This window comes from uncultured Rhodococcus sp. (assembly GCF_963525155.1).
Lineage (GTDB): Bacteria > Actinomycetota > Actinomycetes > Mycobacteriales > Mycobacteriaceae > Rhodococcus_F > Rhodococcus_F qingshengii.
Genome location: NZ_CAURKP010000059.1, coordinates 15,214 through 29,584, shown reverse-complemented (window position 1 = coordinate 29,584; position 14,371 = coordinate 15,214). Strand labels below are relative to the sequence as shown.

General features: G+C 60.6%; 14 protein-coding genes and 1 pseudogene. 8 read left to right on the top strand and 7 right to left on the bottom strand.

Annotation, left to right across the window (positions count from 1 at the left end):
- The 3 genes from RWT78_RS14365 to RWT78_RS14355 form a co-directional block, all read right to left on the bottom strand.
- Positions 1–788: chlorophyllase/cutinase-like alpha/beta fold protein (locus RWT78_RS14365; RefSeq protein ID WP_314676373.1), on the bottom strand; the 788-nt coding region annotated here is incomplete at its 3' end.
- Between the two features lie 186 nt (positions 789–974).
- Positions 975–1,901: a LysR family transcriptional regulator gene (locus RWT78_RS14360; protein WP_314676372.1), complete on the bottom strand. Its 927-nt coding sequence runs from the start codon at positions 1,899–1,901 to the stop codon at positions 975–977.
- Positions 1,898–2,788: a LysR family transcriptional regulator gene (locus tag RWT78_RS14355; RefSeq protein ID WP_003942975.1), complete on the bottom strand. Its 891-nt coding sequence runs from the start codon at positions 2,786–2,788 to the stop codon at positions 1,898–1,900. Before RWT78_RS14355 ends, RWT78_RS14360 begins: the two co-directional genes overlap by 4 nt.
- Before the next feature lie 235 nt (positions 2,789–3,023).
- On the opposite strand from RWT78_RS14355, the gene RWT78_RS14350 reads away from it, so the two are divergent.
- From RWT78_RS14350 to RWT78_RS14325, 6 genes are all read left to right on the top strand, one after another.
- Positions 3,024–3,896: an ABC transporter permease gene (locus tag RWT78_RS14350; protein ID WP_314676370.1), complete on the top strand. Its 873-nt coding sequence runs from the start codon at positions 3,024–3,026 to the stop codon at positions 3,894–3,896.
- A gap of 11 nt (positions 3,897–3,907) precedes the next feature.
- On the top strand, positions 3,908–4,681 hold the full coding sequence (locus tag RWT78_RS14345) for an ABC transporter ATP-binding protein (protein WP_314676368.1): 774 nt from the start codon (positions 3,908–3,910) through the stop codon (positions 4,679–4,681).
- Between the two features lie 60 nt (positions 4,682–4,741).
- Positions 4,742–5,698 (top strand): ABC transporter substrate-binding protein, encoded by a 957-nt coding sequence (locus RWT78_RS14340; protein WP_003943065.1) that lies wholly within the window; start codon positions 4,742–4,744, stop codon positions 5,696–5,698.
- Positions 5,699–5,749: 51 nt separating this feature from the next.
- Positions 5,750–6,847: a hypothetical protein gene (locus RWT78_RS14335; RefSeq protein ID WP_314676365.1), complete on the top strand. Its 1,098-nt coding sequence runs from the start codon at positions 5,750–5,752 to the stop codon at positions 6,845–6,847.
- Positions 6,844–7,980 carry a CoA transferase gene (locus tag RWT78_RS14330; protein WP_314676363.1) on the top strand — a complete coding sequence of 379 codons (1,137 nt, stop codon included), beginning with the start codon at positions 6,844–6,846 and terminating at the stop codon, positions 7,978–7,980. The genes RWT78_RS14335 and RWT78_RS14330 overlap by 4 nt, the downstream gene beginning before the upstream one ends.
- Positions 7,981–8,060: 80 nt before the next feature.
- Positions 8,061–9,044 (top strand): nitronate monooxygenase family protein, encoded by a 984-nt coding sequence (locus RWT78_RS14325; protein ID WP_314676362.1) that lies wholly within the window; start codon positions 8,061–8,063, stop codon positions 9,042–9,044.
- Between the two features lie 386 nt (positions 9,045–9,430).
- On the opposite strand, the gene RWT78_RS14320 is transcribed toward RWT78_RS14325, so the two are convergent.
- Positions 9,431–10,030 carry a hypothetical protein gene (locus RWT78_RS14320; protein ID WP_148209225.1) on the bottom strand — a complete coding sequence of 200 codons (600 nt, stop codon included), beginning with the start codon at positions 10,028–10,030 and terminating at the stop codon, positions 9,431–9,433.
- Between the two features lie 280 nt (positions 10,031–10,310).
- Here RWT78_RS14320 and RWT78_RS14315 point away from each other — a divergent pair, with 280 nt between their 5' ends.
- Positions 10,311–10,697, top strand: a complete 387-nt coding sequence (locus tag RWT78_RS14315) for a hypothetical protein (protein WP_314676359.1) — start codon at positions 10,311–10,313, stop codon at positions 10,695–10,697.
- Positions 10,698–10,963: 266 nt separating this feature from the next.
- Here RWT78_RS14315 and RWT78_RS14310 read toward each other — a convergent pair whose 3' ends face one another.
- Together RWT78_RS14310 and RWT78_RS14305 are read right to left on the bottom strand one after the other, a co-directional pair.
- On the bottom strand, positions 10,964–11,149 hold the full coding sequence (locus RWT78_RS14310) for a toxin (RefSeq protein WP_399551931.1): 186 nt from the start codon (positions 11,147–11,149) through the stop codon (positions 10,964–10,966).
- Positions 11,150–11,199: 50 nt separating this feature from the next.
- Positions 11,200–11,343, bottom strand: a pseudogene (locus RWT78_RS14305) (ribbon-helix-helix protein, CopG family); the annotation flags it as partial.
- Positions 11,344–11,628: 285 nt separating this feature from the next.
- Here RWT78_RS14305 and RWT78_RS14300 point away from each other — a divergent pair.
- Positions 11,629–12,156, top strand: coding sequence for an AAA family ATPase (locus RWT78_RS14300; protein ID WP_007735561.1), 528 nt, complete (start codon positions 11,629–11,631; stop codon positions 12,154–12,156).
- A 518-nt stretch (positions 12,157–12,674) separates the two neighbouring features.
- Here the strand turns inward: RWT78_RS14300 and dnaB are convergent.
- Positions 12,675–14,081 carry a replicative DNA helicase gene (dnaB, locus tag RWT78_RS14295; protein ID WP_019746049.1) on the bottom strand — a complete coding sequence of 469 codons (1,407 nt, stop codon included), beginning with the start codon at positions 14,079–14,081 and terminating at the stop codon, positions 12,675–12,677.
- Positions 14,082–14,371 lie beyond the last annotated feature (290 nt).

Genomic DNA, 14,371 nt, shown 5'->3' with positions numbered 1-14,371 from the left:
CAGCTCGCTCCGAAGAACTCGGTGCGGGCGTTCGGATCGTCGAGTAGCCAGTACCGCAGCCACGCCGTGCTTGGTCCGCGCATATCGCCGCCGTTGATCGCCGTACCGAAGTGCGTGGCGCCGCGCAGTTCCAGATACTCGGCCGGCACGTGGTCGGCGTCCTCGTACATCGCCCGCACGATCGCCGGCCAAACGATTGCGTCGGCCTGGCCGGCCAGATAGAGAACCGGCTCGTCGATGAGATCGACATCATTGAGCGGGCCTGGCTGGATCGCGACGGCGGTGTCGACGCGGTCGTCGATCGCCGCGTTGATCGCCGCAGACCCGCCCTGCGAGTGCCCCACCGCACCAATGTGTTCCAGGTCGACTTTGCCGAAGAAGACGCTCGACGGGCTGGCCGCCTTGTCCGCGATGAGGTCGATTCCCGACCGCATGGTGATGGCGAAGTTGCTTGCCGGGGTATTGGCGGCGACCACGATGAATCCGTGGCTGGCGTAGTGGCGCAACAAAGAGGTGTACGCACCGGGGAGCACACCGGTCCCGTTGCCCCAGATCACAACAGGGTGCTTCTCGCCGCGCGCGCCGAGCTGGCGCGGGTAGTACAGAGTGTGCACCAGCCCGATCGAGACATTCGGCGTGTACGGCCCTGCACTCGCCCAATCGTGCCCGACGCTCGGGATGCCGGGCGCATCGGCAGCCGCTGTTCCGGCTGCGCCCGTGAGTCCTAGCGTCGCGCACAACGCAACCGCCGCTGCAGCATTCACGAAATGTTTCAGAGACTTTCGCATGAAAGTCAACCTTTCGAAGTTGATCCGGAGTGACGCGTATTACATATTCACGGGAAGGGGACCCGTCGGCTTTGTTTCAGGAAACGGACTATCCCAGAAGTGTTGTGTCTGTGGACAAAATCATCGTTCTCGGTGGACGCCCGGGCGACGCGAATACCCAGAGCGCAAAGTCGAGATCGACTCGGCCTACGGCTTCCGCGCGGATTGCTCGGCACACAGCCGTAGGAAATGTTCGACGATCTGCGTGTTCTGGCCGTCCCTTGCCACGGCTGCGATCTTCCGTGGTGGCAGTTCGGATATCTCGCCCACAGTGCACCCGCGTTCGGATGCTCGCTCGGCACTGGAGAGTTCGAGGATGACAGCACCGATCCCTTCGTACGCGAAATCCGCGAAGGCATCGCGGTGCTGTGACCTCATCACGAATGCGTGGTCGATTCGCGGTTCGATCGACCGCAGATGGCGATAGACGTCGGAAGTTTCGAACCGCGGTGCGACAACCAAGCCGATGCGCATGAGATCTTCGCCGATGAATACCCCGTCCACCGGTGGCGGGGTACCGGGCGGGCAGACGAGCCGCAACTTGTGGTCCGGAAGGCGCACCGTGCGCGTCCCGGGAACACCGGTGGGCGGCGACTCCATTATTGCCACGTCAGCGGTGCCTGCCATGACCGGGTGAATCGCATCGGCCACGGATGACCCCGGCGGATCCGAGATAGTGATCCTCAGGTTCGGCACCTCCGTGCGCAGCGCTCCGAGCAGTACCGCTGCGGGATCGTCCGCAAGGCTCGCTGTCGTGGCAACACTGAGGCGGGGGACTGCTGGCAGTAAGGACTCGCTGTCGACCACTAATCGGTCGAGCGCGGCCAGCGCTTCGCGTGCTGGATCGATGAGATTCCGTCCGCGCGCCGTCAGCGTCGCGCCGGTCCGGCCTCGATTGAAAAGCCGTCCTCCGACGCGTCTTTCGAGCCGCGCAATTGATTGAGAGACGCTCGATGTTCCCGTGAACTGATTTGCCGCTGCCGCCGTGATACTGCCGTGTTCGACGACGGCAAGGAAGTCTTGTAGCTGCCGCGGATCAATTCGCGGGGTTGCGGACTCTCCGAAGTTGCTCATCCAGCGTTCCCCATCCCACCTTCGTCACGTAATCGGCTGGTCGTCTCGATAAACGCTTGTGCCGCAGGCGATGGCGTCGAACCGTGGAACATCCAGATATCACGAGTGAGTGGGGGCCGAGTACGACACAGCACCACACCTTCTCCGACTGTATCGGCGACAGATTCGGGAAGGAAGGCGACGCCGACTCCCGCGCGCACAAGTGGGATCATCGAAGCCACAGAGATAGTCTCCGCAACCACCGCCTCGTCAACAGTGCCTTCGCCCAGGCGTTCCGCCAACAGTCGCCGAGTGACATCGTCACGCGGGCTGGTGATCAATCCGATTCGCAACAGATCCGTCAACGCCGCTACCCCCTCGCCTTCACTTCGTGCGGCGGGCACCAGCGCAACGATTTGTTGCCGGCCGAGAAGGATACGTTCAACACCCTCGTCGAACACCTCGTCCACCCCGAGGCCGATATCAGCCTGACCCGAGGCGACCACCGTTCCGATTCCGTCGGTGTCGTTGCTGAGCATCGTCACCGCAACGTTCGGAAACTTGCTTTTGAACGCACCCAGGGCCGTGGCCGCTGGATCACGCGCCAGTGTTCGCGGACACACGACCGTCAGCCGACCCCGCTGCACGACGTTCAATGGATGCAAAGCGTGATCCAAATCCCGGTATGCCCGAAGTACTTGGGCCGCTGGACCTGTGAGATCGCGACCAGCGTCGGTCAGGGTGACTCCCCGCGAGCCACGGCGGACGAGCGTCAGGCCGCACTCTTTCTCCATCCTGGCCAGAGCCTCCGAGATCGTCGGCTGGCTGACCCCCAGTCCGCGAGCCGCAGCGGAAATGCTGCCCCGATCAGCAAGGGCGAGAAAGTATTCCAGATGACGCCGGTCCATTGAGGGTTCCCTTCTCGTGGCAGTCCTCGCGCGCGCCCGATTTTGCGCCAAGTCAGGCATAGGGAAACCCTATGGCATACCTCTCGAATGTGGCGTAGACGGGAAGAATAATCCCGTGATCTGCTTCACATATGAACGCAGTGAGCAACAACCCGGGGAGCTTCGACCAGAGGCACCCGTCTGCTTTTGTCGAGCACCTATCGCCGCCTGCGAGCACCACGGAAGAGGCGCCGAAATGACCGAAACCATCACCGCAAGTTCGCCATCCGGTGCTACGTCACCCCGTTCTGCGAGGCGGGCACGCTCTGAGCCGAAGCCCGCTCGACAGCGTCGATCCGGTACGCAACTCACCATCAGGGTACGACTGGCCCAGGTCGCGCTGCTTCTGGTCCTACTCGGAGCGTGGCAGCTCGTCGCATCGCAAGGTTGGATCGAGCCAGTTCTGGCCAAAACGCCAGGCGAGGCCTGGAACTACTTCACCGCGGCGGTGCAGTCAGGTGAGATTTCGACGAACTTGCGTGCCACGATGACTGCCGTCGTGATCGCGTGGATCCTCGCCAGCGCAGTCGGGGTGGCGGTAGGGCTCTCTCTCGGACTCCTTCCGACCCTCGAACGCATAATGAGTCCGTTTCTGGATGCGGCGAATGCCATGCCACGTCTTGCGCTGGCGCCTCTGCTTATCGTCATCTTCGGGATCACGATGACGGCGAAGGTCGCTCTCGCGTTCACACTCGTCTTCTTCATCGTCTGCTCGAGTGCACGAGCCGGTGTGAAGTCGGTGGACGACGAATGGCTCCGACTATCCACTGTCCTGAATGCCAGTAAGACACAGGTGTTCTGGCACATCCTCCTCCCCGTCGCAACACCTGGCATTTTTGCCGGTCTTCGGTTGGGGCTGATCTATTCGCTACTTGGCGTTGTCGGTTCGGAACTGATCTCGTCACGGGACGGGCTGGGCCAGCTTGTGTCGATCTACTCGGCCCAGTTCCGGATGGAAGCGGTCTACGCGATCCTCATACTTCTCGCAATCGTCGCAGTCGTCCTCAACCAGGCCATGAACTTCGCCGAGCGCTACCTCCTTCGGTGGCAGCCGCCGGCTCGACGATGACAGGAATCATCATGGATACCAAAGTGATTACACCCGCAGTCCAACTCGACGGACTGACGATATCCTTCCCCTCGCCCGACGGGTCGGCGAAAACTGTGGTCGACAATCTCGACCTCACCATCCCTCGCGGACAGTTCGTCAGCCTGGTCGGCAGGAGCGGTTGCGGAAAGACCACTCTGCTCAACGCGCTCGCTGGATTGGTGGACGCGACGGAAGGCAAAACCGAGGTCCTCGGCACAACACCATTCGACGCTCGTTCCCGGATGGGCTTCATGATGGCCCGAGATGCGCTGTTCCCGTGGCGAACAGCGCAGAAGAACGTCGAGTACGGTCTCGAATTAAGGGGAGTACCCAAGGCGGAGAGACGAACTCAATCCGCGCGCTGGCTTGCGGCCGTTCAAATGTCCGAGGCGTCACAGCTGTGGACTTGGCAACTCTCCCAAGGGATGCGCCAGCGTGTCGCGTTGGCCCGAACGTGGGCACTGGATCCGGACATCTTGTTGATGGACGAACCCTTTGCCGCCCTCGATGCGCAAACCCGAGTCGAAGTACAGCGAGAATTCCTCGAGCTTTGGCAATCCCAGGTAAGCCGGACGGTCATCTTCGTAACCCACGACCTCGGCGAAGCCATCTGTCTCTCCGACCGCGTTCTGCTGCTCGGGGCCGGCCGGGTGATCGACGACGTCAGCATTGACATCGAACGCCCCCGCGAACTCGAAACCCTCACCGCCGAACCTCGATACATCGAAATCTTCAACCGGCTGCGTGGTCAGCTCGACCACTGATGTGCCCAGCCAACTCAGCTTGATTTCTGATGCGCCCAGCCATCAAGGAACAGGAATCCCATGAAACTTCGACCTTTTGTCGGCACAGTCATTGCAGCGGCCCTACTGCTTTCCGCGTGTGGAGGGGGAGGGCGTCCGAACGACGGTAGCGTCGCCATCGGGGTCTACCCTGCGAGTGCTTTGTCCCTGCCTGTCTACGTCGCTGTCCAACAAGGAATGTTCGACAAGGAAGGCCTCCACGTCGAGCTCATCGACGGAAAGAACGGGCCCGAACTCATCAGCGGTCTCATCGGCGGTACAACCGATCTCGCGGTCGGTGCACCCGGAACCGTCGTGCCGGCCATAGAGCAAGGGCAGAGTCTGCGGCCACTGTCCCCCTACGGGTCGATCGATCTTGCCATCGCCGTGACGAAAGACAGCGGCATCACCACCATCGAGGATTTGCCCGGCAAGCGGATCGCCATACCGTCACGTGGTGGCGCGGCCGAGCAATTCGTCAATCAGCTTCTCGCAGAGAGAAACATCGACGCCTCCACGGTGCAATTCATCGCAGCGGCACCCACCGCGAGTCAGATACCACTCGCACGAAAGGGCGACATAGATGCCGCCGTTCTCACCGCTGCCAGCCAGGCCGTATTCGATGCTCAAGGAATTCCGATGACGGCGATTACAGAAGTAGACCCGGTGGGCTCTGACGGCGTGAGTTCATACGGCCTGGGCACGGTGCTCGTCACGACAGCCACATTCGCTGAATCCGATGCTGCTGCCCCCGTGTGTGCGGCGCTCGAGGCCGCAGCAGGGTGGATAGCCGATCCTGCGAACGAGCAAGCAGGAGCTCAACTTCTCACCGAGCGAATGAATGTTCCTGCTGACAAAGCCAACCAGGTGTGGGCTTCGCAGAAGAGCCTCTGGCCTGTGCAGATTTCGGCCGACCGATGGACCCAGAACGTCAGATGGGTGAACAACCAGACCTCGGGCAAGTCCGACGCCGACGTTCCTTTCGACCCCCTCTGCTGACCAACGCCCCCATACACAATCCAGTTCGTCTACTACGAAAGAGAAGAAAAGATGACACAACTCGCTGACCAGTCAACACAATCCGAGTCCCAGCACGATCGCCGGCAGCTCACCGAGGCTTGGTCTGCAGTCACCGACAGTCTTGCGACATTCGGTTCGACCGCTGCCGCTACCGGATCGCCGCTGGACAGCGCCGAAGGTGTACGGCACGCACTTCGTCTGTTCGGATACCTCGCCGAGATGAACATCGAGCGCCAAGACGTACTCCGGCCTGAACTCTTCACCCTGATGTCACCGATGCGAAAGTTCTGGGGAGACGGCATCGACGTCGACTACTGGACTGCGATGATCGACCCCAACGAGACATACCGTATTCACGGTAACCGTGGCACAGTGCCGTACGTCGCCGTTCTCGCCAATCGTGTCGGCGCGTCTGGGACCGACCGGGTCGCCGACAACATCGTCATCGACGACAAGGTGTGTGACGCGGACGGCAACTTCGAGATCTTCGTCGCACAAGAGCTGGAGGGGCGCAGCGGCATTCGGCTGGATGAGCGCTGCTTCGACGTAGTAGTGCGTGTGTATCACAAGACGCGTAACGCGGAGATCGATCCTGTTCTCCACATCGAGCGCCTCGGTCCGCCGCCTGGTGCACGCCCCGATCTCGACACGGCGTGGCTGACCCAGCGCCTCACGAAACTTGCTCGTGGCATGGACGTGAGCCTTCGACGCAGTCTTCAGCTCATCGAAACACTCAGTCAGTCTCCCAACGAGATTCGCGTGACCTCGGAGCAGCGAGGGTGGGGAGACTTCTACGGCACCAGCTCCAACCAATACGTTGCCGGCTGGTGGTCACTGAAAGACGCTACTGCCGTAGACATTACATTCACCATCCCCGACTCCACCTACTTCGGAGTGATGCTGTACAACCACTGGTTCGAGTCCTTCGAGTACCGCGACCACACCGTCAACCTCAACGACGCACACTTCGAACGCAATGACGATGGAACGGTGACGATCCGAATCGGGGGAGCAGAAGGCGACAGAAACCGACTGAACCCCTGCAACCACACCGAAGGAATTCTGTTGGCGCGCTGCCTGGAGCCCGCTGAGGATGTCACTTCGCCTCATGTGGAGATCATTCGATGACCGACGAAGTAGACCTGCCGTTGGCAGGTGTCCGAGTAGTGGAGATCGGTCAACTGATCGCAATACCCAGCGCCGGGCAGCAGTTGTCCGATCTCGGCGCCGAGGTCATCAAGCTCGAGCCTCCAGGTGGTGAACCGGCCCGACAAATTGACGCCGACTACGCGCGCGGCATCTTCTACGGGTACAACCGTGGAAAGCGTTCAATCAGCCTCGACCTCAAAGACTCCGCCGATCTGCAGCGAGCTCGGGATCTGATCGCGTCGAGCGACATCTTGCTGCACAATCTTCGCCCGGGAACCCTCGATCGATTGGGATTCTCCTCTGCCGAACTCCAACGCCTGCGACCGGAAATCATCAACGTCTCGGTCAGCGGGTACGGTGCGAAGGGTCCGTCCGCCACCCGCGCGGGGCTCGACATCGCTGCGCAAGCAGAGAGCGGACTGATGTCGGTGACGGGTGAGGCGGATAGCCCGCCACAACGTGTGGGCGCACCGGTCATAGACCATGCAACGAGCTATGTCGTCGCGCAGGCGGCACTGGCAGCGCTACTTCGACGTGAGCGCACCGGCAAAGGATCGTCCGTCCGAGTCTCCCTGCTGGACGTCGCAATCCACTTGCAGACCGCCAACTGGATCGAGTGGCAGGTATCCGGAAAGCCCATGAGTCGCAAAGGGAACGGACAACCAAGCGTCGCACCGGCAGCAGACGTCTTTCGCGCCGCCGACGGCGAGCTGGTGATCAGCGGATACCAACCGCGCGCATGGATCGAACTGTGCAAGGCGATCGACCTACCCGAGTTGGCCGACGACCCGAGGTTCACCACCAACGCGCTGCGTGTGGAAAACCGTGTTGACCTCGTCGCCACGATCGAGAAGCAGCTGTGCCACCGTAGCGCCGCTGAGGCGGTAGAGCATCTCACTGCGGCCGGAGTGGTTGCCGCACTTGTGCGTGACTACGACCAGGTGATCCGCGCCGACGACGTGGTTGCGAACCGTACCTTCATCCCCGGCACCAACGAACATGGCGAACAGTATTTGACGCCTGCCATGCCCTATCGCGCCGAACCTCCGATGGCACGAACTGAACTTTCACAGGTTCCGGCCTTGAACGAGTGGACAACATCGACGCGCTGAATGCGCCGTTCGGGTCGAAATTGACTTTGCACCAACGTAACTGACAAACAGATAGCCATGCACCATCGAGGAGATGTCCAGTGCTGACCACCGCATTTACCGAGACATTCGGAGTTCGCCACCCAATCGTGCAGGGCGGCATGCAATGGGTGGGGAGAGCAGAACTCGTAGCGGCAGTTGCAAACGCCGGCGCGCTCGGCATGCTCACTGCCCTGACACAGCCGACACCTGACGATCTTGCCCGAGAAATATCCCGAACGCGCGAGCTCACCGATCAACCTTTCGGGGTCAACCTCACAATCCTCCCGACGATCACACCTCCGCCCTACGATGAGTATCGCAACGTGATCATCGACTGCGGAGTGAAAGTCGTCGAGACAGCTGGATCGTCTCCCGCGCCCCATCTGCCGCACTTTCACGGCGCAGGCATCAAGGTTCTCCACAAGTGCACCAGCGTCCGCCACGCGGTCAAAGCCCAGGCCCTCGGTGTCGACGGCATCAGCATCGACGGGTTCGAATGTGCCGGGCATCCAGGGGAAGACGACGTACCGGGTCTCGTTCTCATCGCTGCAGCAGCAGAGCGGATCAGCATTCCCATGATCGCGTCCGGCGGATTTTCCGATGGGCGAGGATTAGTGGCGGCCCTCGCGCTCGGCGCCGACGGCATCAACATGGGTACCCGGTTCATGTGCACCGAGGAGTCTCCGATTCACCGCAACATCAAAGAGGCGATAGTCGCTGCCTCGGAGGTCGACACGGAACTGATTTTCAGGTCACTACGCAATACCGCACGGGTAGCACGCAACAGCATCAGCCAAGAAGTTGTCGAAATTCTCTCCAGTGGTGGCAAATTCGAAGACGTTCGACATCTTGTTGCCGGTGCGCGGGGCAGAGCGGTGTTCGACAGCGGCGACCAGGAGGCGGGCATCTGGACAGCTGGGACTGTGCAAGGATTGATTCACGACATACCCACAGTGGGTGAATTGGTGGAACGAATTGTCACAGAGACAGAAGCACTGATTGCCGGACGGCTTGCCGGCCTCCTGGATCCTGTCAGCGCCTGACTACGTCCGAACCCACTGGGCGCTACCGTCGGCCAGTTCTTCGCGAATGCCCCTGCCGTCACACACGACACGCATGCATCGTGTTGTGCCGCAACGATTGCACTCGCACGAGCCGATGCGGCGTCACTGATGGGGTGGGCCGAAGCCAGAAACCGTTCTACTGACGGAAGCAGCAGGCTCCATCTCGCACTCGCCGGCGAAAGGATTGCAGCACTACGACTCTGCGAATTCGCGACAGCGCCCACAACAAGCTCGATCGCGTCACTGCCGCGATGTTCGGGTCCGATCCACCCAAATACACCTACCTTGCCAAAGAGCTCGGAACCGATGTCTTCACACGAAATATCACTCGCGGGCCACGCGAACTCACACCTATCGGCACGTCGCTACACCAGGCACACCTCGTACAAGTCAGCCAGCCGGGCACCTGGAATGACTGCGGACGAATATTTGCAATGCACCAGCGTCACAACAAGTTCAGACCGGTCGACCTGCAGTCCTACGAGGTCGGATGCTTCACCAGAGCGGTCATCGTCGATGAGAACGTCGAACTGTTCCTCCGCACGCAGGTAGGAGGACATGAATGCCTGGATTGACTCCGGTTTGCGTTGTGAGGTCTGCGATTCGACGCGGAAGTTGACGCCGTCCCAATTGATGGCGGTAAGGCGGGACGGGTCGATCGGTGGCAGGTCATGTTGCGGCGCCAGGTATCGGTCACCGTCGATCATGCGGTCACCAGCGAGGAACAGTGTTTGCTTGTTTTTGTTCAACCAAACGGACAGGCGGACTGAGTGACCGCGGCTTGATGTCGTCGCTTCATCCGAGATCGCCTCGAACACAGGGTGTGCGGATTCGATCGTCGCAAAGAGCCCCGACAGAGGCACTTGCCAGAGGGGTGGCACCGCCTTCAGAAACTTCGGCGACCGCAGCGAGCAATCGATGCCCGGATATGTCAATCCGTCCCAGACACAAACGACGATTGGCACTGCACCTGGACCGTTCACTGCAATTCAGCCCATTCCGCCGTCAAGTCCCGGTTTGGCTCCGCTGATCCCGGCCACGATCTTCGCGGTAGACGTCGGACAGCGCGTCGCCCGGATAATATTCAGATTCCTCAAGCCGAAGGGACAATGACCATGTGTTACGCGCGTGTCGGGGAAATTGGTCTGTCAGGGGACGGCGTGTACGAAGACGCTTGGGATTTGACGAAGCGACTGCTCCACGAAACCCACGACCGAAATGTTCGGCCGGAGTACAAGAACATACTTGACGAGATGGACAACCTTTGTCGAGCGCAGCCCCCGGGAGAACACCGTTGGAGTGTACGTCTCGTATCTGTTATCTCTGGAGATCGAACGGATATCTCCACATGGTATTGATTTCGAGCGAATATCAGAGCTGTCCAAGGACCTCTACCCAAAGGTTGTTTCGTTTATCAAGATAACGGAAGAAGAAGTCGAGCAGACGATGCTTTTCGCATTCGGCAAATCCGATATCGCGACGCGTGTGCCCGGAGGAATCCTGACACTGTACTCGGCAGCGATACTCGGACAGCTCATGGTGGATGTCGAGGAAGAGACCGAGTATCTCAGGCCGCGACTGGCCGCGTGGCTCGTCCGAACCCAGCACCACACCAAACCTGCGAACGACTGAGGAGTTCTTCCATGGGGTTTCGATAGCAGGTGAGCCCGATTTTGCTGACGATGGAATCCATATCGAAGCATGGGATTTCGTGACGAAGTTGGTGTCGGTGGCACATGAATCCGACATGGCTCACTTCGGGGAAATTCTGCGTCGATTCGAGGAGTGACAGAGCTGATCGGTGCAGGCCGCAATCACCGAGCGACGGGGGCGGTGCCCCTCGCCGTACCGGCGAGCAGATCGACTTTCCCTGCATCGCGCGCGGCGAACGAGGTCGATTACAGGAGATCAACGTCTTGAGATCGGGCCTTCATGGCGTGTATGAGTAGCTCGTTTCCGCTGTCGAAGCGCAGCACAACCAGCTCCAGGAGACGCCCGTTCGGGTCGAAGCCCAGCCGGAACTGGCGGGCAGGATTGTCGTGGTCCAGGTCGGCGACATAGACGTGGTGCTCTTCGGCGTAGATGCCGGCGTCTTCGCTGATTCCGTGTTTGAGTGCGGACTTATGTGCTTAAAAGCGACCTGGGTCCAGGCACGCACTGCTTCTCGGATCGCTTCGGACCGGGAGACGTGTTCTTGTTCTGCGCGCGCGTTCAACGCCGCGAGTAACGCGGCGTCCATCCGTACGGGCACTACGGCGCCGGGACCGACGCCAAGGGTCTGCCCGTCGCGGTCGAATGAGATGTCCATCAGCGCAAATGCACGCCCGAACGGGGCGATCACGACGCCGGGTTCGCCATCTACGAGCGCCACTGATCTTCCCGCACGTGGTGAACTGTCGGGTATCGTCCGCAACCGCGGCGGCCCCACTTATGACTGTCGACGCTCCAGGCGCAACGAGAATTGGTGGCGGGTCCGGGCATCCAGGGGTCGGTATCGAGCCGGCGGTCTACGGGTGCTCAACTGACGAGTAGTTCCGCAACTTTCTTCGAGAGGGCCCCACTAATGCGTATTGGAGTATCCGGCCCGCACGGGACCGGCAAGAGCACGCTGGTCGACGAGTTGTGTGGCCGCCTCGCGGGGCACATTCGGGTCGATGAACCGTATTTCGTGCTCGAAGAGGAGGGGCGCGAGTTCGAGTTTCCACCCTCGGCTGATGACTACCGTGCGCAGCTTCGTCGTTCACTGCGATTGCTGACTACACCTTCTTCTGGTGTTGTATTCGATCGCACGCCGCTCGACTTCCTGGCGTACTTGTCGGCGTGTGGTGTCGATCCGGAGGCAGAAGTCGAGGCGGCGATTGTGAGGTCCGCGCTGTGTACTCTCGACGTGCTGGTTGTGGTGCCGATTACCGTCGAAACAGTGCAGAAGTTGCCTGCGGTGGGGATGCCGGAGCTGCAGCGCGCGGTGAACGACGCGTTGCTGGATTTGGTGTACGCCGATCCGATGCAGGTGTGTGACTCCCTGGTAGTTGTCGAGCTTGATGGCCCACTCCGTGGACGGGTCGACACGGTTCTCTCGGCTTTGCAGTGACACCGGAATCGTCGAGCCGGGTGCGTTCGAAAGATGCTGGCACTGAGCGTTACTCGTGATGATCGACCTGATGAAACTTCGATTTGTGGGCTGGCCGGTCTCTAAAATCGCAAGGGATCTATGTCTTCTCGGGTGAGCTGGTACTGCCGCCCCTTCAGTTTGCCGCCCCGCAGAGCGCTGCTCACCAACGCGCATTCCCGGGCTCACTCTCTGGCGGCGGGTATCGAAAACAGGCATCTCGTGGCTCAGAGTGAATTCTGAGAGCCGGTTGTCCTGGTAATTTTCGCGAAACCGAGGAAACGGAGTCCAGCGTGACAGTCGCCGCGTACCCATCCTTTCTGTTGCGATTCTCGCTACGGTCGCACTTGTCGTGACCGGATGTTCGTCGGGCTCCGAGACTGATTCGACGAACACCGTAACCGCTCGGCAGCCGCCCAACATCGACATAATCTCTGGTGCTCGCCCCGAATCCCACGATGACCGATTCTTGTCCCACCTTCAGGCGATGGCGGCAGCAGCTATCCCCGCGCCATATCGACGAACTTCGAGAGGTGAAGCTGGTGCGCCACAGTGATTGTCGCGGTCGGGCCGTTACGGTGCTTACCCAGAATCAGGTCCGCTTCACCGCCACGGGGATCGTCTCGCTCGGTCGCGTCGGGGCGGTACAGCAGAATCACCATGTCTGCGTCCTGCTCGAGCGATCCGGACTCACGAAGGTCGGCGACCTGCGGACGCTTGTCGGTTCGCTGCTCGGGACCACGGTTGAGCTGACAGATCGCGACAACCGGAACTTCGAGCTCCTTCGCCAAAAGCTTTAGGCTACGAGAGAATTCGGAGACTTCCTGCTGACGGGACTCGACCTTTTTACCCGAGCTCATCAGCTGGAGGTAGTCGATCACGATCAGGCGAATGTCATGTTTCTGCTTGAGCCGCCGCGCTTTTGCGCGAATCTCCATCATCGTGAGGTTGGGGGAGTCGTCGATGAAGAGCGGGGCCTCACTGATCTCACTCATTCGACGCGCGAGCTTGGTCCAGTCGTCGTCGGTCATCTTGCCGGAACGCATGTCACCGAGCTTGATCTTTGCCTCTGCGGACAGCAGACGCATGACGATCTCGGTTTTGCTCATTTCCAACGAGAACATGACGCTGGCCATGCCGTGCGTGATGGAGCAGGAACGCAAAAAATCCATTCCAAGGGTCGATTTGCCCACACCAGGTCTAGCCGCGACGATGATCATCTGACCAGCGTGAAGACCGTTGGTGATCTCGTCGAGATCCTTGAATCCGGTGGGCACACCGAGGGAAATTCCGCCGCGGCTGGCGATGGAGTCGATCTCGTCCATCGTGGGCTGGAGGAGTTCGGTGAGGGGTACGAAGTCCTCGGTGGTTCGACGCTCGGTGACCTCGAAGATCTCGGCCTGCGCGCGGTCGACAACCTCGGCCACGTCCTGGCCCTCGGTGCCGGCGTAGCCGTACTGGACGATGCGAGTACCGGCGTCGACGAGACGACGCAGCACGGACTTCTCGGCCACGATCTCGGCATAGAAGGCGGCGTTGGCCGCTGTGGGCACTGTCTGGGTCAGCGTCACCAGATAGGCAGCACCGCCGATACGGCGGAGCTCACCTCGACGGTCGAGCTCGGCGGAGACCGTCACCGGGTCGGCGGGCTCGCCACGGCTGTAGAGGTCCAGGATCACGTCGTAGACGGACTGGTGGGCGGGCCGGTAGAAGTCACCCGGACGCAGTACCTCGAGGACGTCAGCGATGGCGTCCTTGCTCAGCAGCATGCCGCCGAGCACCGACTGCTCGGCAGTCATGTCCTGAGGTGGCTGGCGTCCGAACTCCTGGTCGGGCTCGGCCTCGGGAGGGCCCGGGTAGTCCGGCCCCGAGAAGTCGGAAGGTCCTCGATCATCTACAACAGCCACAAGCGAGACCTTCCCGTAAAACACTCGACGACACTGCCAGAAACCGCAGCGCCCTCATCATTTGTACCTGCCCCCACGGACATCCCCTAGCCGCATTCGGCCGGGCTGTAGATAGACGCCGAGATGACGTTAGGGACTAGTAGGTCCGCATACAAACCGGACTGTGGATAAACCTGTGGATGCTTTGTGGAAACTCCCGCCCCACGGTGTGCACCGCCTGTGGAGCATTTGGGGACTACTTTGCTTAGCAACCACAAAAGAGCAGGTAGATGGCTATCCACAATTTCACA